Origin of the sequence: Streptomyces sp. NPDC058239 (assembly GCF_042882185.1) — a bacterium.
Lineage (GTDB): Bacteria > Actinomycetota > Actinomycetes > Streptomycetales > Streptomycetaceae > Streptomyces.
In genome coordinates, this window is sequence record NZ_JBHVWS010000010.1 from 193491 (window position 1) to 212473 (window position 18983).

General features: G+C 70.8%; 16 protein-coding genes. 10 read left to right on the forward strand and 6 right to left on the reverse strand.

Annotated elements, in window-relative coordinates; all coding sequences use genetic code 11:
* Nucleotides 1-33: 33 nt before the first annotated feature.
* Together ACFVYE_RS15070 and pepE are read left to right on the forward strand one after the other, a co-directional pair.
* Nucleotides 34-861, forward strand: coding sequence for an IclR family transcriptional regulator (locus ACFVYE_RS15070; protein ID WP_383971784.1), 828 nt, complete (start codon nt 34-36; stop codon nt 859-861).
* Between the two features lie 79 nt (nt 862-940).
* Nucleotides 941-1669 (forward strand): dipeptidase PepE, encoded by a 729-nt coding sequence (pepE, locus tag ACFVYE_RS15075; RefSeq protein WP_383971787.1) that lies wholly within the window; start codon nt 941-943, stop codon nt 1667-1669.
* On the opposite strand, the gene ACFVYE_RS15080 is transcribed toward pepE, so the two are convergent.
* A complete protein-coding gene (locus tag ACFVYE_RS15080; RefSeq protein ID WP_389605790.1) occupies nt 1632-3428 on the reverse strand; it encodes an MFS transporter in 1797 nt (598 codons plus the stop codon). The genes pepE and ACFVYE_RS15080 overlap by 38 nt on opposite strands.
* A 271-nt stretch (nt 3429-3699) precedes the next feature.
* Between ACFVYE_RS15080 and ACFVYE_RS15085 the strand changes: the two genes are divergently transcribed.
* From ACFVYE_RS15085 to ACFVYE_RS15095, 3 genes are all read left to right on the forward strand, one after another.
* The gene (locus ACFVYE_RS15085) at nt 3700-5877 is read left to right on the forward strand and encodes an acyl-CoA dehydrogenase (RefSeq protein ID WP_389605792.1); all 2178 of its coding nucleotides are present in this window, start codon (nt 3700-3702) and stop codon (nt 5875-5877) included.
* A 12-nt stretch (nt 5878-5889) separates the two neighbouring features.
* Nucleotides 5890-7110, forward strand: coding sequence for a lipid-transfer protein (locus ACFVYE_RS15090; RefSeq protein ID WP_383971796.1), 1221 nt, complete (start codon nt 5890-5892; stop codon nt 7108-7110).
* A gap of 66 nt (nt 7111-7176) precedes the next feature.
* Nucleotides 7177-8607: a DHA2 family efflux MFS transporter permease subunit gene (locus ACFVYE_RS15095; RefSeq protein ID WP_389605795.1), complete on the forward strand. Its 1431-nt coding sequence runs from the start codon at nt 7177-7179 to the stop codon at nt 8605-8607.
* Between the two features lie 57 nt (nt 8608-8664).
* Here ACFVYE_RS15095 and ACFVYE_RS15100 read toward each other — a convergent pair whose 3' ends face one another.
* On the reverse strand, nt 8665-10164 hold the full coding sequence (locus tag ACFVYE_RS15100; protein WP_389605797.1) for an MFS transporter: 1500 nt from the start codon (nt 10162-10164) through the stop codon (nt 8665-8667).
* 247 nt (nt 10165-10411) lie between these two features.
* Here ACFVYE_RS15100 and ACFVYE_RS15105 point away from each other — a divergent pair, with 247 nt between their 5' ends.
* Together ACFVYE_RS15105 and ACFVYE_RS15110 are read left to right on the forward strand one after the other, a co-directional pair.
* Nucleotides 10412-10783, forward strand: coding sequence for a YciI family protein (locus tag ACFVYE_RS15105; RefSeq protein ID WP_383971804.1), 372 nt, complete (start codon nt 10412-10414; stop codon nt 10781-10783).
* Nucleotides 10780-11991, forward strand: coding sequence for an RNA polymerase sigma factor (locus tag ACFVYE_RS15110; protein WP_383971807.1), 1212 nt, complete (start codon nt 10780-10782; stop codon nt 11989-11991). The genes ACFVYE_RS15105 and ACFVYE_RS15110 overlap by 4 nt, the downstream gene beginning before the upstream one ends.
* Nucleotides 11992-12096: 105 nt before the next feature.
* Here ACFVYE_RS15110 and ACFVYE_RS15115 read toward each other — a convergent pair whose 3' ends face one another.
* From ACFVYE_RS15115 to ACFVYE_RS15130, 4 genes are read right to left on the reverse strand one after another with little or no spacing between them, the layout of a single operon-like run.
* Entirely contained in the window at nt 12097-12729 is a 633-nt protein-coding gene (locus ACFVYE_RS15115; RefSeq protein WP_266365639.1) for a response regulator transcription factor, read from the reverse strand.
* A 5-nt stretch (nt 12730-12734) separates the two neighbouring features.
* Entirely contained in the window at nt 12735-13952 is a 1218-nt protein-coding gene (locus tag ACFVYE_RS15120; protein WP_383971810.1) for a sensor histidine kinase, read from the reverse strand.
* Between the two features lie 29 nt (nt 13953-13981).
* Nucleotides 13982-14704: an ABC transporter permease gene (locus ACFVYE_RS15125; RefSeq protein WP_383971813.1), complete on the reverse strand. Its 723-nt coding sequence runs from the start codon at nt 14702-14704 to the stop codon at nt 13982-13984.
* Complete coding sequence (locus tag ACFVYE_RS15130; protein WP_389605800.1) at nt 14704-15654, reverse strand: ABC transporter ATP-binding protein; 951 nt, start codon at nt 15652-15654, stop codon at nt 14704-14706. The genes ACFVYE_RS15125 and ACFVYE_RS15130 overlap by 1 nt, the downstream gene beginning before the upstream one ends.
* Before the next feature lie 278 nt (nt 15655-15932).
* Here ACFVYE_RS15130 and ACFVYE_RS15135 point away from each other — a divergent pair, with 278 nt between their 5' ends.
* The 3 genes from ACFVYE_RS15135 to ACFVYE_RS15145 all read left to right on the forward strand — a co-directional run bounded on the left by ACFVYE_RS15135 (nt 15933) and on the right by ACFVYE_RS15145 (nt 18921).
* Nucleotides 15933-16799, forward strand: coding sequence for a MaoC/PaaZ C-terminal domain-containing protein (locus ACFVYE_RS15135; RefSeq protein WP_383971818.1), 867 nt, complete (start codon nt 15933-15935; stop codon nt 16797-16799).
* 41 nt (nt 16800-16840) lie between these two features.
* Complete coding sequence (locus ACFVYE_RS15140) at nt 16841-17917, forward strand: Zn-dependent alcohol dehydrogenase (protein ID WP_383971821.1); 1077 nt, start codon at nt 16841-16843, stop codon at nt 17915-17917.
* Nucleotides 17918-17979: 62 nt separating this feature from the next.
* The gene (locus ACFVYE_RS15145) at nt 17980-18921 is read left to right on the forward strand and encodes a 3-oxoacyl-ACP reductase (RefSeq protein WP_383971824.1); all 942 of its coding nucleotides are present in this window, start codon (nt 17980-17982) and stop codon (nt 18919-18921) included.
* Nucleotides 18922-18983 lie beyond the last annotated feature (62 nt).

Here is an 18983-nt window from a genome sequence, read left to right on the forward strand (position 1 = left end):
ATTTGCAATTCAGGTCTGAATGGTGAGATGACGATGGCGGACTTCGATCTGGACCGGCGCACGCCCGCCGGGGCGCTGCAAACCGTCGACCGGGCGCTCCTGGTGCTGCTCGCCTTCGAGCGGACCCGGCCCGACTGGGGCGTCACCGAGGTCGCCGAGGAGTTCGGCTGGGACACCTCGGTGGCCCAGCGACTGCTCGCCACCCTCGCCGGGCGTGGCTTCCTGGTCTCGGACCCGGTCACCCGCCGTTATCGCATCGGCCCCGCCGTGTTGCGCCTGGGCAGGCTCTGGGAGCGTTCCGGATCGCTGGAGCTGCTGGCCGGGCCGGTCCTGGAGGAGCTGCGCCGGGTCACCGGCGACACGGTCCTGTTCTGTCTGCCGGACAGCTTCCACATGCGGTGCGTCGCAGCGGAGGAAGGGGAGGCGGGGCCGCTGCGCTACTACCCGCTGGTCGGCGAGCTCTACCCGGCGCACGCCGGGGCGACCAGCAAGTCGTACTACGCGTATCTGCCCGACGAGCAGCGCCACCGGCTCTTCCGGGGCCGCCCGATGGCCCGCTTCACCGACCGGACGGTCACCGATCCGGACCGGCTGGAGGAGGAGTTTCTCAGGATTCGCGCCCAGGGGTACGCCTGGACGGTCGGTGAGTACGACACCGGTGTCGCGACCGTCGCCGTGCCGGTCTTCCTCGGGCGCGAACCGTACGGGAGCCTCAGCCTCGGCGGCGCCGAGGAACTCTTCCGCGGGGCGCCGGAGGACCGGCTCGACGCCCTGCGCCATGCGGCCCAGCTGCTGGAGAGGCGGCTCACCCAGCCTCCGCAGCGCCCGAAGCCCCGCGCCCGGCGCACGCGCACCACCTGACCCGAAGAGAACCCTTCGCCAGAAGAGATCCCTCGCCCGAAGAGAAATCCTCGTGCGAAGAGAACCCAAGAGGAACCTCGTGAATCTGCTGCTGCTCTCCAACTCCACCCAGTACGGCTGCGGTTATCTGGAACACGCCCTGGACACCGTCACCGCGTTCCTGCCCTCCGGTGCCCGACTGGCCTTCGTTCCGTACGCGCTCGCCGACTACACCGCGTACACCGCACGCGTCCGCGACGCCCTCGCACCGTCCGGCACAGTCGTCCGCGGGGTCCATGAGAACGCCGACCCGGTCGCCGAACTCGCCGCGTCCGACGCCGTGTTCATCGGCGGCGGCAACTCCTTCCGGCTGCTGAGCGCCCTGTACCGGACCGGTCTGCGGGACGCCGTGATCGAAGCGGTGCAGGGCGGGATGCCGTACATGGGTGCCAGCGCGGGTACGAACATGGCGGCGCCCACCCTCCGTACCACCAACGACATGCCCATCGTGCAGCCGCCGTCCTTCGAGACGCTCGGCCTCGTCCCGTTCCAGATCAACCCGCACTATCTGGACCCGGACCCGGAGAGCACCCACAAGGGCGAGACCCGCGAGGAGCGGCTGACCGAGTTCCTCGAGGAGAACGACGTGCCGGTGCTCGGCCTGCGCGAGGGGTCATGGCTGCGGGTCAACGGGCGCCAGGCCCGGGTGCAGGGCGCCCGCCCCGCCCGGCTGTTCACCCGCGGCGCACAGCCGCAGGAGCTCGCGGTGGGGTCGGACGTCTCTCATCTGCTCACGACGACACCGCGGTTCGACGCTCCGGTGCGCTGACCCTCAGCACCAGATCGGCATCGACCGGCAGCCCGTTGCCGGGGTAGGCCGCCGGGTAGGCGCGCGGCGCGTATCCGGTGGCCGATCCGGCCAGCACGAAGTTGCCGCCGGACGGGGCGGCCAGCGTGTAGTGGCCGTCCTCGTCCGCCACGGTGAGACCGGCCTGCCGGCCCCGGTGGTCGATCAGCGTGACATTGGCGCGGGCCACCGGCGCACCGTCCGCGTCCAGCACCCGGCCGCGGAAGCCGCCCGAACCGGTGACCGGGCGGGATGAGGAGAGCGCGGGGGCCGACGCGTCGTCGTCGCTGCTCGCCAGGAGCGCCGGGCGCATCGCATCGCGCTGCGACGGCAGGAACGCGGCCAGTACCAGCCCGACCACCACCGCGCCCGTCGCGATCAGGAACGAGATGCGGAACCCCTCCATCGAGGGCAACGACACCCCGCCCGTCCGCACCGAGGTGTTCGCCAGCACCATGCCGATCACGGCGCTCGACACCGATGTACCGATCGACCGCATCAGGGTGTTCAGACCGTTGGCCGCACCTGTCTCGGACGGATCGACGGCCCCGATGATCAGTGCGGGCAGCGAGGAGTACGCGAGTCCGATACCGGCCCCGAGCACCACCGCGATCACGATGGTCTGCCAGGCGGCGCTCATCAGCCCGAGCCCGGCCCCGTAACCGATCGCGATGATCAGCATGCCGAGCATCAGCGACACCTTGGGGCCGCGGCGGGCGGACAGCCGGGCGTACAGCGGGGCGACGAACATCATCGTCAGGCCGAGCGGCGCCACACACAGCCCGGCGACCACCATCGACTGGCCGAGTCCGTACCCCGTCGACGCCGGCAGCTGGAGCAGCTGCGGCAGGACGAGCGAGACGGCGTAGAAGGCGACCCCGACCATGATCGAGGCGAGGTTGGTGAGCAGCACCTCGCGCCGGGCCGTGGTCCGCAGATCGACCAGTGGCGCCGGGCTGCGCAGCTCGAAGAGGCCCCACAGAACCAGAATCACCAGGGCGGCGGCGATCAGACCGAGCGTGGTGCCCGAGGTCCAGCCCCAGTCACTGCCCTTGGTGACGGGCAGCAGCAGGCAGACCAGGCCGAGCGAGAGCCCGAGCGCGCCGACGATGTCGAACCGTCCGGGGGCGCGCAGCGTGGTCTCCGGCACGACGAGGACGGTGAGCACCATCGACAGCACACCGAGACCGGCCGCGCCGAAGAACAGGGTGTGCCAGTCGGAGTGCTGGGCGACCAGCGCGGCGGCGGGCAGCGCGAGTCCGCCGCCCACCCCGATCGAGGAGCTCATCAGCGCCATCGCCGAGCCGAGCCTCTCGCGCGGCAGCTCGTCGCGCATGATGCCGATGCCCAGCGGGATGGCGCCCATGGCGAAGCCCTGGAGCGCGCGTCCCACGATCATGACCACGAGATCGTCGGTGAAGGCGCATATCAGTGAACCGATCACCATCACGGCGAGGCTGGCGAGCAGCATCTTCCGCTTGCCGTAGAGATCGCCGAGCCGCCCCATGATCGGGGTCGCGACGGCCCCCGCCAGCAGGGTCGCGGTCATCACCCAGGTGGCATTGGACGGATCGGTGCGGAGAAGGGCCGGCAGATCCTTGATGACGGGGACGAGCAGGGTCTGCATCACCGCGACGGTGATACCCGCGAAGGCGAGCACGGGGACGACACCGCCGCCCGCCCTGCGCGTCCGCGGATCGGGGAGTTCCCCGGCGTGCTGTTCGTTCGTCGTCTGTGGCATACGTGTGGCCTCCGGGCGGCGCGATCGAGGGTCTGAAGAGGCATGCGGGTCCTTTGGCGGGCAGCACCGACCGCCAGGTGTGTGCAGGGTGAAACCTTCCGCATGTCCGAGGTATTCCGGTGAACGCGGCACGAATGGGACACGGCTGCGCACCAGGCCCTGAGGCATGCGGCGATCCGACCGCCATCGGACCACTCCGCTGACCTTCCGTCAGATTGAAACGTGTTCTACTCTTGCGCCGTTCCAGTGGCTGCGACCGGCGAGGATCCGCATGGGCATCGGAATCACCGAAGAGCAGAGGGAGTTGGCGCAGGCCGTACGGGGCTGGCTGGCGCGCGCCGTACCGCCGGAGGAGATACGCAAGCTCCTCGACGCTGATGCCCCCGGTACCCCCGGCGTGCGCCCCGGGTACTGGGGCGGGCTCATGGAACAGGGCCTCCTCTGCGTCCATCTGCCCGAGGAGTACGGGGGTGGGGGCGGCCGACTCCTCGATCTGGCCGTGGTCCTGGAGGAGGCGGGCCGGGCCGCGCTCCCCGGCCCGTATCTCGCGAGCTCCCTCGCCTCCGCCGTACTGCACGCGTCGGGGGCGGGCGCGCTGGTGCGTGACCTCGCGGACGGCACGCGCATCGGCGCCGTCGCCCTCGGCCCCGGCACCCTCACCGCCGTGGAGCGCGAGGACGGCCATCTGCTCGACGGCGCGGCCCCGCCCGTCCTCTCCGGCGCCGATGCCGACCTGCTCCTGCTCCCCGCCGAATCGGCCTCCGGCACCCTCTGGTTCGCCGTCGACGCCGCCGCCGAAGGGCTGACCGCCCGCCCGCACCGCAGCGCCGACCCGACCCGCCCCACGGCCGAGATACGCGCCGAGGGCGTACTCGTCCCCGCGGAACATGTCGTGCGGGCCGACACCGCACACGTACGCGACCTCGCCGCTGTCCTCTTCTCCGCCGAAGCGTGTGGAATCGCGGCCCGGGCGCTGGACACCGCGGTCGAACACGCCAAGGTCCGCGAACAGTTCGGCCGCCCCATCGGACAGTTCCAGGGCATCAAGCACCTCTGTGCCGACATGCTCGTACGGGTCGAGCGGGCCCGCGCGCTGGTGTGGGACGCGGCCCGCGCCGCCGACGAGGAGGAGCCGGACGTGCGGTCCATGGTCACCGCCCTCGCCGCGTCGGACGCCCTGGACGCGGCGTACGGCTGTGCCAAGGACTGCATCCAGATCCTCGGCGGCATCGGCTTCACCTGGGAGCACGACGCCCATCTGTATCTGCGCCGGGCCCTGATGGCCCGGCAGTTGCTCGGAGCCGGCGACGCCCACCGGCTGCGGGCCGTACGGCTGGCCGAGGGCGGGGCACGTCGCGAACTCGCCCTCGAACTCCCCGCCGAGGCCGCAGACCACCGGGCCGGGGCGCGCGAGGCCGTCACGGCCGCCCGCGGCCTCGGCCCGGAGGCCGCCCGCCGCGCCCTCGCGCCGACCGGCTACGCGGCCCCGCACCTCCCCGCCCCCTACGGATTGGCTGCCGGACCCGTCCAACAACTCGCTGTACAGCAGGAGTTGAAGGAACAGGGGGTGAAGCTGAGCGACCTCGGGATCGCCACCTGGGTAGTCCCCTCGCTCATCGCCCACGGGACGGCGCAGCAAAAGGACCGCTATCTGCTGCCCACCCTGCGCGGCGAACTCCTCTGGTGCCAGCTGTTCTCCGAACCCGGCGCGGGCTCCGACCTCGCGTCGCTCCGGACCAGGGCCGAGCGGACGGCCGAGGGCTGGCGGATCAACGGGCAGAAGGTGTGGACGAGCGCCGCCCAATGGGCCGACTACGGAATTCTGCTGGCCAGGACCGACCCGGACGCCCCCAAGCACCAGGGCTTGAGCTACTTCCTCGTCGACATGAAGAACACCGAGGGCATCGACATCCGCCCGCTGAGGGAGATCACCGGCGACTCCCTCTTCAACGAGGTGTACTTCGACGACGTTCTGCTGCCCGCCGACGCCGTAGTCGGCGAGATCGACGACGGCTGGCGGGTCGCCCGCAACACCCTCGGCAACGAACGCGTCCACATGGCCGACCAGATGACCTTCGACACCGGGCTCGAGGCACTGATCGCCCGCTCCGGCGAACTCGACGGCACGTACCGGGCCCGTATCGGAGCACTCGCCGCCGAGGCCCACGCACTCGCCTGCATCGGGCTGCGGACCACACTGCAGCAGGTGTCCGGCCTCGAACCCGGTGCGGGAGCCTCCATCCGCAAACTCGTCCAGACCACCCACCAGCAGAAGGTCGCCGAACTGACCCTCGAACTCCTCGGCCCGGCCGGCGCGGCCGGCGAGGGGGCGGGGGAGCGGGCCGTGCACGGCTTCCTGATGTCCCGCTGTCTGACCATCGCGGGCGGCACCACCCAGGTTCAGCTCAATGTCGTCGCCGAGCGCATCCTCGGCCTCCCGCGCGATTGAAGGGACTTGCTCATGAAGGCGTACATCGTCGGTGTCGGAATGACGAAGTTCGAGAAGCCCGAGACACGCGACTGGCAGTACTGGGACATGGCGAAGGAGGCCGGGACGGCGGCGCTCACCGATGCCTCCATCGCGTACGGGCAGGTGCAGCAGGTCGCCGTCGGCTACTGCTTCCAGGCATCCACCGCCGGTCAGCGCGCCGTGTACGAACTCGGGCTGACCGGAGTACCCGTCTACAACGTCAACAACAACTGTGCCACCGGCTCCACCGCGCTGATGATGGCCCGGCAGTTCGTCGAGGGCGGCGGCAGCGACTGTGTCCTCGCGCTCGGCTTCGAGAAGATGGCGCGCGGCGCGCTCGGCGGCACAGGCGCCGACGGCGGTGCTGCCGACTTCAAGACGTCACCCGTCGCCCGGCACTACGGGATCATGGCTGCCGCCCACGGCTTCGAGATGAGCCCGCCCACCGCCCAGATCTTCGGCAACGCGGCCCGCGAGCACATGGAGCGGTACGGGACGACCGAGGCACAACTCGCCGCGGTCGGCGCCAAGAACCACCGGCACTCGGTGAACAACCCGTACGCCCAGTTCCAGGACCCGTACACGGTCGAGGAGATCCTCGCCGCGAAGACCATCCACCGCCCGCTGACCAAACTCCAGTGCTCACCCACCTCCGACGGGTCGGCCGCCGCCGTCGTCGTGTCGGAACGCTTCGTCGAGAACCACGGTCTGGGCGACCGGGCGGTCGAGATCGTCGCCCAGGCGATGACCACCGACACCGGCGACTCCTTCGCCTCCGGGACCTGCATCGACGCCGTCGGACAGCCGATGTCGCGGGCCGCCGCCCAGCAGGTGTACGAGGCCTCCGGACTCTCGGCCGCCGACCTCGACGTCATCGAGCTGCACGACTGCTTCTCCATCAACGAACTCCTCACCTACGAGGCGCTCGGGCTGTGCGGCGAGGGCGAGTCCGGGAAACTCGTCGAGTCCGGCGCCACCACGTACGGCGGCCGATGGGTGGTCAACCCGTCCGGCGGGCTGATCTCCAAGGGGCACCCGCTCGGCGCCACCGGAATCGCCCAGGCCGCGGAACTCACCTGGCAGCTCAGGGGGGAGGCGCAGGGCAGGCAGGTGAAGGACGCCCGGGTCGGCCTGGCCCACAACATCGGCCTCGGTGGAGCGGCGGTGGTGACGTTGCTGCGGCGTCAGCGGAGTCATCAGCGCTCGTCCTGATACGCCGCCGGACCGAGCCCGGGTCGGCCCGAATACCGATGTACGGGGCGCAGGGCGGCTGCGAGTATGACGGTCATGGTTGACGTCACGACGCCCGCACCCCTGCAACAACGGCACAGGACCCGCACCTGGGCGGCGGTGCTCGCCGCCTGTGTCGGACAGTTCCTCGTCGTGCTCGATGTATCCGTCGTCAATGTCGCCCTGCCGTCCATGCGTTCCGACCTCGGGATGAACGCTGCCGGACTGCAATGGGTGCTCAACGCCTACGCGATCGCGTTCGCCGGATTCATGCTGCTCGGCGGGCGCGCCGCCGACATATACGGCCGCAAGCGGATGTTCCTCATAGGCCTCGGCCTGTTCACCGCGGCCTCCCTGGCCGGCGGGCTCGCCCAGGAGGGCTGGCAGCTGCTGGCCGCCCGCGCCGCGCAGGGGCTCGGTGCCGCCGTGCTCGCCCCCGCGACCCTCACCCTGCTCACCACCACTGTTCCCGAGGGCCCGGCCAGGACGAAGGCGATCGGCACCTGGATGGCGGTCGGCGCCGGCGGCGGCGCGGCCGGCGGGCTGATCGGCGGGGTGCTCACCGATCTGCTGTCGTGGCGCTGGGTCCTGCTGATCAACGTGCCGGTCGGTGTGCTCGTCCTGGCCGGCGCGGCGGTCTGGCTGGCCGAGGGCCGGGCGGGCGACCGGCAGCGGATCGACTTCCTGGGCGCGGTCCTCGTCACGGCGGGCCTCGCCTCAGTCGCGTACGGCATCGTGCAGACCGAGGAGTCGGGCTGGACCGCGGCGGCGACCCTGGTGCCGCTGCTCGGTGGGGTGGCCCTGCTGATCGCCTTCGTGGTGGTGGAGGCCAGGACCGCGGAGCCGCTGATGCCGCTCAGGGTGCTCGGGGCGCGGGCGGTGACCTCGGCGAACGCGGCGATGTTCGTGATCGGTTCCGCGACATTCTCGATGTGGTACTTCATGACCGTGTACGCCCAGACGGTGCTGGGTTACACCCCGCTGCAGGCCGGACTGGCCCTGATGCCCACGTCGTTGGCCGTCGTCCTCGGCTCGAAGTGCGCGCCCCGCGTCATGGCCGGGGTCGGCGCGAAGAACCTGGCGCTCATCGGTACGACCGTCGCCGCCGCGGGCTTCGGCTGGCAGTCCACGATGGGTGCCGACGGCTCGTACCTCACCTCGGTCTGTCTGCCCGGAGTCCTGATGATGGCCGGTGCGGGTCTGGCATCCACCCCGCTCGCCTCCCTCGCCATCACGGGGGCGGCCCACGGCGAGGCCGGTCTGGTCTCCGGCCTCGTCAACACCTCCCGCACGATGGGCGGTGCGCTCGGCCTCGCCGCGCTCTCCACCGTCGCCGCCGCACGCACCGCGGGCGGCACCGGGCCTCAGGAACTCACGGCCGGGTACGCGCTGGCGTTCCGGACGGCCGGCACGGTACTGCTGTGCGGACTGCTGCTGATGGCGCTCTGGCTGCCGCGCCACCGGTCCGACCGGCACTGACAGGGCTTTGTCAGGTGGTGTCGTAGGGCTGCCATGGGGTGGGTTGCCGGCAGAGGTCTACGAGCGAGTCGCCTCGTAGTCGGGGAGTGCGGCCGGGGCGGTCCGGGTTGCCGGACGCATGGTCAGGATCAGTACGGCCAGCCCGGCGAAGATGACCGCGGCGACGACGCCGGTGACGTGCAGGCCGGCGGTGAACGCCTCCCGCGCGGTGTGCAGCAGTTCCGCACCCTGGTCGGCGGGAAGGTGCCGGCCGGCGGCGACCGCGCCGGCCAGCGAGTCGGACGTGCCGTCCATCCGGCTGCGGTAGACCACCGCGGCCACCACACCGAGCAGCGCGAAGCCGAGCGAACCGCCGAAGTAGTTGCCGGTCTCCGACATCGACGCCGCCGAGCCGGCGCGCTCCGGCGGTACGGACCCGACGACCAGCCCGGTGCCCAGCGCGAACAGCGGGCCGGTGCCCAGCGCCAGGACGGTGATGCCGGTCATCACCAGCGGCAGGGCGTTCGCACCGCCGACGCCGACGCCGACCAGCAGCAGGCTGCCCAGCGCCGACCCCACCAGCCCGCCGACGATCGCGGTCGTCTGCTTCATGCGCCGGGCCAGCGCCGGCGCGGCCATGGTGCCGACCGCCACGCCCAGGCCCATGGGTGCGAACAGCACCGCGGACGCGGCCGGCGAGAAGCCCAGCACGCTCTGGAGGAACTGGGTCACCAGCAGGCCCGTACCGGCCATGGCGATGCCGGCGAAGGTCAGCGCGACGAGTACGGCCGCGAACGGGCGGTTGCGGAGCAGCCGCAGGTCCAGCAGCGGTGTCTCCATTCGCAATTGCCGGCGTACGAACAGCAATCCGACGGCTGCGCCGACGACGAGGGCCACCGCCGGCACGACCGGCACGCTCTCGACGGTCAGCTGCTTGATGCCGTAGACCATCAGAAGGACCGCCGCGAGCGACAGCCCGACGCCGGACAGGTCCAGCCGGCCGGCCTGGTCGCTGCGGAACTCCGGCAGCAGGACCGGCCCGGCGAGCAGCAGCAAAGCCATCGCCGGCACGGCGACCAGGAACACCGATCCCCACCAGAAGTGCTGGAGCAGGATTCCGGCGAGTACGGGTCCGAGCGCGCCGCCGGTGAACTGGCAGGTCGCCCAGATCGCGATGGCCTTCCCGCGCTGTCGTTCGTCGCGGAACATGTTGGTGATCAAGGCAAGTGTGGAGGGCGCCAGGGTCGCGCCGGCGACGCCCAGCAGCGCACGCGCGACGATCAGCATCAGCGGGCTGACGGCGAAGGCGGCCGCGACCGACAGCACCGCGAATGCCGCTCCGCCGATCATCAGCAGCCGTCGGCGGCCGATCCGGTCGCCGAGCGTACCCATGGTGATGACCAGGCCGGCCACCATGAGTCCGTAGCTGTCACTGATCCACAGCTGCTGGACGTTGGTGGCGCCCAGGTCGGCACTGAGCCGTGGGAGGGCGAGGAGCAATGCCGTCATGTCCATCGCGACGAGCAATGTCGGCAGCATGAGGACGATCAGTCCCAGCCACGCCCGGTTGACTCGCATATCCGAAACTCCCTGTTCTCTCGACGATTCGCCGGTTGGTCGGAGTGGCCGGGAACTTCTTGACATCGGTACGGACATTTTTCTTCGCTGCCACGGGACGCCATCAGAAACGACGACCTCGCGGTCCGGGCCATGCGACGGCGAAACTCATGCGAACGTTCCGGCGGGGATGTCAAGACGACGGCGACGGCTCCGACCAACCGGTCGAAGGGCCCAGCCGGGGCTCGCGAACCACGAGGAGTACGAGATGAAGTTCCTGATCAGCATGCATATCAACCCGGCCGTGATGGACGCGCTGAGCGACGAGGAGAAGGCGGCGATCGGCGCCGGCCACGGCACGTTCATCGAGGCGCTGAAGAAGTCCGGCGAGCTGATCACCACGCAGGCCCTGGTCGACCCCTCGCAGGCCGCCGTGGTGTCCGTACGCAACGGCCAGCCGGTGGTGACCGACGGACCTTTCCTGGAGTCCAAGGAGTATCTGGGCGGCTTCTACCTGATCGACTGCGAGAACAAGGAGCGGGCGATCGAGCTGGCATCGCAGATCCCGGACACCGCGATCGACGGTCTGGGTATCGAGGTGCGACAGGTGATGTTCGCTGACGGACAATTGGAGGCATGACAGCACCACCCGTCGAGGACCTGCTGCGTGAGCTCACGCCGCAGGTTCTCGGCACGTTGGTACGTCGGCACGGACAGTTCGAAGGGTGTGAGGACGCCGTGCAGGAGGCCGTCCTCGCCGCCACCGTGCAGTGGCCGGCCGAGGGAGTGCCGAACAACCCGCGCGGCTGGCTGGTGACCGTCGCGTCCCGGCGGCTCATCGACCAGATGCGCAGTGACCACGCGCGCCGCGAGCGGGAGGCGGCAACGGCAACCGAGGTGGTGCCCGAGGACGTACCCGACACTGACGACACGCTCGTCCTGCTGTTTTTGTGCTGCCATCCGACGCTGACCGCGGCCTCCCAGACCGCCCTGACGCTGCGGGCGGTCGGCGGCCTGACCACTGCCGAGATCGCCCGCGCATTCCTGGTGCCCGAGGCCACGATGGCGGCCAGGATCAGCCGGGCCAAGCAGCGCATCAAGGCCGCCGGCAGCTCGTTCGGCCTGCCGGACGGCGCGGAGCGCGAGGAGCGGCTACGGGTCGTCCTGCACGTGCTCTACCTGATCTTCAACGAGGGCTACACCGCCTCCTCGGGCAGCGAGCTGCACCGCGCCGACCTCGCGCACGAGGCGATCCGGCTGGCCAGGACGGTGCACGCGCAGCTGCCCGAGGACGGCGAGGTGACCGGGCTGCTCGCGCTGATGCTGCTGACCCACGCCCGCCGGGAGGCGCGTACGACGGCGGCCGGCGATTTGGTGCCGCTGGACGAGCAGGACCGTACGAAGTGGGACCGCGGGCTGATCGACGAGGGCATCGAGCTGGTCAAGGCGTCGCTGGCCGGCCCGGAGCTGGGGCCTTACCAGCTGCAGGCCGCCATCGCCGCCACGCACGCCGACGCGGCCACGGCCGGGGAAGCCAACTGGCAGCAGGTGCACGCCCTTTACCTGATCCTGGAACGGATCGCGCCCAACCCGATGGTCACCCTCAACCGGGCGATCGCGCTCGCTGAGACGCAGGGCCCGGCGGCCGGGCTGGCCCTGCTGTCCACACTGGACAGTGACGAACGGATGGCCGGGCATCACCGGCTGCTGTCCGTACGGGCGCATCTGCTGGAGAAGACCGGCGACACGGCCGGGGCGTACGAGCACTACCGGCGCGCCGCGAAGTCCACCGCCAGCATCGCCGAGCGGCGCTACCTGGAGTCCCGGGCCGGCCGGGTGAGAACATAGATTCTGTCCCAATCCCTCCCCCGGTTCACATGCGGCTTCAGCGCGTCCCGTGGCGGATCTCCGGCGTATCCGGGTCATGCCCCTCGGGAGCCCGCGAAGTCCCGCCTACAGCCAGCCCTGCTGCCGCGCCGCCCGTACCGCCTCCATCCGGTTGCGCGTCCCCGTCTTACCGATCGCGGACGACAGATAGTTGCGCACCGTCGACTCGGACAGATGCAGCTTCGCCGCGATGTCGGCGACCGTCGCCCCGTCCACCGAGGCGTTCAGCGCGTCCCGCTCCCGTGCGGTCAGCGGGCTCGGTCCGGCGCTGAGCGCGGCGGCGGCCAGCGCCGGGTCGATGACCGTCTCACCGCTCAGCACCCGGCGGATCGCGGCGGCGAGCTCCTCGACCGGGCCGTCCTTGACCAGGAACCCCGCCGCCCCGGCCTCCATCGCCCGGCGCAGATAGCCGGGGCGGCCGAACGTGGTGAGGATCAGCACCCGGCAGTCCGGCACCTCCTCGCGCAGATCGGCGGCGGCGTCCAGACCGCTGCGGCCCGGGAGTTCGATGTCCAGGAGCGCCACATCCGGGCGGGACAGCAGCGCGGCATCCACGATCTCGTCCCCGGCGGCCACCTGCGCCACGACCTCGATGTCCGGTTCCAGGCCGAGCAGCAGGGCGAGCGCACCCCGCATCATGCCCTGGTCCTCGGCGAGCAGAACGCGTACGGACTTGGTCGGACGGTGATCCTGCGGCATCTCGTTCACAGGCCCAGCGTATGGCTCCGGGCGGAACAGGCGACCGCATCCTCGTCCGCCGGATCCGTCCCGTCCACCGGCAGTTCCGCGGTGAGCACGAAGCCGCGCTCCGGCCCCGGGCCCGCCCGGAGCGATCCGCCCGCCGCGGCGAGGCGCTCGGTGAGGCCGGTCAGTCCGGTGCCGCCGATACCAGGCGTTGCCGGTGCGTCCGGCTCCGGTCCGCAGCCGTCGTCCGTGACCGTGAGCCGGACCGGTTCGGATGTGCCGTCGACGACGAACGAGCAGGTGGTGGCGTTGGAGTGGCGTACGACATTGGTGACGGCCTCCCGCACCACCCAGCCGAGCAGTGCCTCCGTCTGCGGGGCGAGCGGCGGTCCCGAGCGGCGGAGCACCGGTTCGATCCCGGCGGCGGTGAGCGCGGACCGGGCCCGGTCCAGTTCGGTGGCGAGGCTCCCCTCGCGGTAGCCGGTGACGGCCTCACGGATCTCGGTGAGGGCCTGGCGGCCGACGGACTCGATGTCCGCGACCTGGAGGAGCGCCGCATCCATGTCGCGCGGGGCGAGCCGGCGCGCGGCCTCCGACTTGACCACGATCACGGACAGTGTGTGGCCCAGCAGATCGTGCAGATCGCGGGAGAACCGCAGCCGCTCCTTCTCGACGGCGGTGCGGGCCAGTTCCTGCCGAGTGGCGCGCAGTTCCATCACGGTCTCCGCGAGGGTGAGGATCGCGGCGGTCACCGCGCCCGAGATGAAGGTGCCGTAACCGATCGTCCACGGGTCCGAAGCGCTGTTCCCGCGCCACACGGCGATGAGGCTGGCGACCACGGCGAGGGAGAACAGGCCGACAGCCAGCTGCCGGTGGCGCAGGATGGTGCCGCAGGCCAGCGAGAGCAGCGGGAAGAACAGCAGCCAGCTTCCGCCGTAGCCGATCGCGAGCCCGAACGTGACGGCGGCCATCGCCGCGAGCAGCCAGTACGACACCGGACTCTCGCGCTTCCTCTTGACGAAGCCTCGGAACACCACGGAGATGTAGAGGGAGTTGAAGGTGAACAGCCCCAGACCGCCGAGCCAGGGGTTGGGGGTCTCGCCCTGGAAGAGATTGGAGAAGGCGCCCATGCCCATCAGCAGCCAGGGGAGCAGGGTGTACGGTCCGGGCGGACCGGGGCGCCGGTTGTCGCGCCGTCTGCGCCGTTCCCGCCACGTGCCCGTTCGTTTCCTGGCCATGTCCACTCCTGTCACACGGTCGTCTCGGGTCACACGGTCCTCGCGGACCGACGGTACGAGACAACGGCGTACGCACCGAACAGCAGGAGCCACGCGCAGAGCACGGCGATCGTGCCGGTACCGGGCGCGTGCCCGGCGGTGGTGGCCCAGCCCAGGTCGGCGAACCGGTTGGCGGGGGTGAACCTGCCGATGGAACGCAGCCACTGGGGAAGCAGGTCCAGCGGGAACCACAGCCCGCCGACGATCGCGAAGCCCATCAGACAGGCCACGTTGACGACCCCGGTGCCCTGCGGGGTGAGCCGGTAGCCGTTGCCGAGGCCGAGCAGGGTGAACGGCAGCGCGCCGATCCACAGCAGCAGTGCCAGTGCGATCCACTGCCAGGCGTCCAGCCGCACCCCGTTGAGCAGTCCGCCGGCCAGCAGCACCGTCAGGATCGTCGGCAGGACGGTCACCGAACCGCTGATCGCCCGGCCCACGACCGCCCGGGAAGGGGCGAGCGGGGTGACCCGCAGCTGTTGGAGCCAGCCCAGCGTCTTGTCGGAGGCGACCCCCGTACCGATCGACATGGCGGAGCCCAGCGCACCGTACGCGGCCATGCCGACCATCGAGGCCGTCTTCCAGCCGTCGACGCCCTCGCCCCCGCCGATGTTGGTGAAGAGCAGATACATCATCACCGGCATCCCGGTCCCGAAGATCAGGAAGAAGCCGTCACGCAGGGTCCTGCGCACTTCGAGCACGATGTAGCGGAACATCACACGGTCTCCCTCTCGGAATCTGTTACGGGTACTGCGGCGACCGGTGCGGTGAGGGCGAGGAACGCGTCCTCCAGCGTGGCCCGGGAGACCCGGAGGTCACGGAGCGCGCCGAGGCGGGCCAGCTCCATGACGGTGGCGTCGGAATCGTCGGTGTGCAGCAGCGCCCGGTCCCCGGACACCTCGACGGTGACGACGCCGGGCAGCAGTTCCAGGCCCTCGGTCGGCCCGCCCGCCAGGTCGAAGGAGACGAGACTGCTTCCGGCCGCGCCCCTGATCGTGTCGCCGGTGCCGTCCGCGACGATCCGGCCCCGGTCGATGACGACGATCCGGTCGGCGTTCTCGTCGGCCTCCTCCAGATAGTGGGTGGAGAAGAGGACGGTGTTGCCGCGCCGGGCGTAGGCCCGCATCGAGTCCCAGAACGTCCGGCGTGCCTCCACGTCCAGGGCGGCGGTCGGCTCGTCCAGGACGATCAGCTCGGGGTTGCCGGCCAGCGCGACGGCGAAGCGGACGCGCTGGGTCTGGCCGCCGGAGAGCTTGTCGATGCGCCGGTTCGCGTACGCGGTGACGCCCGCCAGCGAGAGCGCCTCGGTCACCGGCATCGGCTGCGGGTAGGTCGAGGCGACGAAGGTGATCAGTTCGCGGACGGTCACCCGCTGGATGGGCCGCCCGTCCTGGAGCATGGCGCCGACCAGACCGGCCCGTACCGCCTGCTCGGCGGTCCGGCCCAGCACCCGCACACTGCCGGAGTCCGGCTCGTTCAGACCCAGCAGAAGGCCGATGGTGGTGGACTTGCCCGCCCCGTTGCGGCCGAGCAGGGCGACGGTCTCGCCGCGGCCGATGGACAGATCGATCCCGTCCACGGCCCGTACGCTCCGCTCCGCCCGGCCGAAGGTCTTGACCGCCGCGGTGAGCACCACCGCGGCCGAGCTCCCCGTTGTCTGCTTCATGACCGCGACACTACGGAGGGTGCCCGAGGCCCCGGCAGAGGTGTGTGTACGGACTTCGCGATGACATATGTCATGGTGCCGGACCACCCGGAGGAACCATGTCTGACACTACGTCAGCAACGGTCTTCACAACTGCTGGGTGCTGCGTTATACATGGGGGTCATCGGCTAGAACGCGTTCTAGAACGGGCGTGACGGCCGGTCCCGCACGACCTCGGTGCGGCCGACGGTGCGGACGGCCGCGCCGAGGTCTTCCCACCATCAAGGAGCAGCTTCCCCATGCCCATTGATGCCGAAAAGGCTGTCGCCGCCGAAGCCCGGTCCACCCGGATCAGCTGGGACCACAAGGACGTCCAGCTCTACCACCTGGGGATCGGTGCGGGCGCCGATCCCGACCGGGCCGACCCCGCCACCGACCCCGGCGAGCTGCGCTACACCCTGGAGTCCCGGCTCCAGGTGCTGCCCTCCTTCGCCACCGTCGCGGGCACGGGCGTCGTCGGCGGACTCTCCTCGCCCGGCATCGATGTCGACCTGGCCGCCGTCCTGCACGGCGGGCAGAGTGTGCGGGTGCACCGGCCGATCCCCGTGAAGGGCAGCGCCGTACAGACCTCGAAGGTTGCCGCCGTGTACGACAAGGGCAAGGCGGCCGTGCTGGTGCTGCGCACCGAGGCCGCCGACGACGAGGGCCCGCTGTGGACCAACGACGCCCAGATCTTCGTCCGGGGCGAGGGGGGCTTCGGTGGCGAACGCGGCCCCTCCGAGCGGGTCGCCTGTCCCGCCGTCGCCCCCGACCGCGTGGTGGAGCGGCCGATCCGCCCGGACCAGGCGCTGCTGTACCGCCTCTCCGGGGACTGGAACCCGCTCCACGCCGACCCCGAGTTCGCCCGGCTCGCCGGCTTCGACCGGCCGATCCTGCACGGGCTGTGCACCTACGGCATGACACTCAAGGCCGTTACCGACACGGTGCTCGGCGGCGATGTGACGCGTATCCGCTCCTACCGCACCCGTTTCGTCGGCGTCGTCTTCCCCGGCGAGACCCTCCGTATCCAGATGTGGACCGGCAAGGACCACGTCCGGGCCGAGGTGCGAGCCGTCGAGCGGGACGACGCCCCGGTCCTCGGCGACACCTTCGTCGAACACTCCTGAACCAACTCCAAGAGGTCCACAGGCCCATGAGGGGAGCCGCAATGCGCGCAGCCGTACTGCACGAGATCGGTCAGGACAAACTGGAAGTCCTCGACGACGTCGAGGCGGTGGGCTTCGGCCCCGGCAAGGTCAGGCTCCGCATCCGGGCCACCGGACTGTGCCACTCCGATGTCTCCGCGATGAGCGGCGTGCTGCCGCAGCCCGCCCCCTTCATCCCGGGCCACGAGGGCGCGGGCGAGGTCGTCGACGTCGGCGACGGCGTCACCGGGCTGAACGCGGGGGACCGGGTGCTGGTCTGCTGGCTGCCCGCATGCGGGGCGTGTCCGTCCTGCAAACGCGGCCAGACCCACCTCTGCCTGGCCGGCTTCATGAACGCGGGAACGCCCAACTTCAAGCGCCCCGGGGGAGATGTCTTCGGCTTCGCGGGCACCGGCACCTTCACCGAGGAGGTCGTCGTCGGCGCGGGCTGCGCGGTACCGATCCCCGACGACGTGCCGTTCGATATCGCCGCGCTGATCGGCTGCGGGGTGACCACCGGGCTGGGCGCGGCCATCAACACCGCACAGGTGGAGGCCGGTTCGTCGGTCGCCGTCATCGGCTGCGGCGGAGTGGGCATCTCCACGATCCAGGGCGCCAGGGTGCAGGGCGCCGCCCAGATCGTGGCCGTGGACCCGGTCGCATCGCGGCGCGAGGCGGCACTGCGGTTCGGCGCGACCGAGGCGGTGTCCCCGGACGAATTCGCTGACGCCAAGCAGCGGATCACCGCAGGCGAGGGCTTCGACTACGTCTTCGAGGTCGTCGGCAAGTCGGCCACCGCCCGCACGGCGTACGAGAACACCCGGCGCGGCGGCACCCTCTGCATCGTCGGCGCGGGCGCGATGGACGACAACTTTCAGGTCAACATGTTCGAGCTGTTCTTCGACGAGAAGCGGATCCTGCCCTCCATGTACGGCGGAGGCGATGTGCTCCGGTCGTACGAACGGGCCATCGCGCTCTGGCGGGCCGGCCGGATCGACCTCGAATCGATGATCACCCACCGGGTGCGGCTCGACGGCATCAACGACGCCCTCGACCAGATGAGGACCGGCGAGTCGCTGCGCACCTGCATCGAACTCTGACCCTCACCCTGCTCCCACCTCGCTCCCACCCTGCTCCCACCTGAGAGGACTCCGAGATTCCGATGTCACTTCCCCTGGAAGGCATGTCCGCGATCGTCACGGGCGCGGGCCGCGGCCTCGGACGCGCCGAAGCACTGGAACTGGCGCGGCTCGGCGCGTCCGTCGTCGTCAACGACTACGGGCAGCCGGGCCGCGACGGCTCCGGCGAGGCATCCGCGGCCCCCGCCGAGGAGGTCGCCGAGGAGATCCGGGCCGCGGGCGGCCGGGCGGTCGCGCACCTCGGCGACGTCTCCGACCACGAGCAGGCCCGCGCCCTGGTGGAGCTGGCCGTCGGCACATACGGAAAGCTCGACATCCTGGTCAACAACGCGGGCATCCTGCGCGACCGGATGGTCTTCTCGATGACCGAGGACGAGTGGGACTCCGTCATCAGAGTCCACCTCAAGGGCCACTTCAACACCACACACTTCGCCGCATCCCACTGGCGCGCCCGCTCCAAGGAGTCCGGCGGCCCGGTCTACGGCCGGATCGTCAACACCTCGTCGGAGGCGTTCCTGGCCGGTTCGGCCGGCCAGCCGAACTACGCGGCGGCCAAGGGCGGCATCGTCGGCCTCACCACCTCCACGGCCCTGGCCCTGGCCAAGTACGGCGTCACCGCCAACGCCATCTGCCCGCGGGCCCGCACCCGGATGACCGAGGACGTCTTCGCGGGCTTCCAGGAACCGACGGACGGCCGGCTCGACGCGCTCGCCCCCGAGCATGTCTCTCCGCTGGTCGGCTATCTGGCCTCCCCGGCGGCCGCCAAGGTCAACGGGCAACTGCTCGTCGTGCACGGCGGGATGGTCGCGATCGTCGAACGCCCCAGGGTGGCGGCGAAGTTCGACTCGTCGAAGGAGACGTTCTCCTTCGACGAGCTGGACGAGCTGATCTCCCCGTACTACGAGGACCGCCCGACGGGCGAGACCTTCGCCGCCGCGGAGGTGCTCGGTCTCAAGCGGGGCTGACCGCAACGGAAACGGGTGGGGCCCCGCCCCCCCAACCCCGGCGCGGCCCACCCCACCCCCCC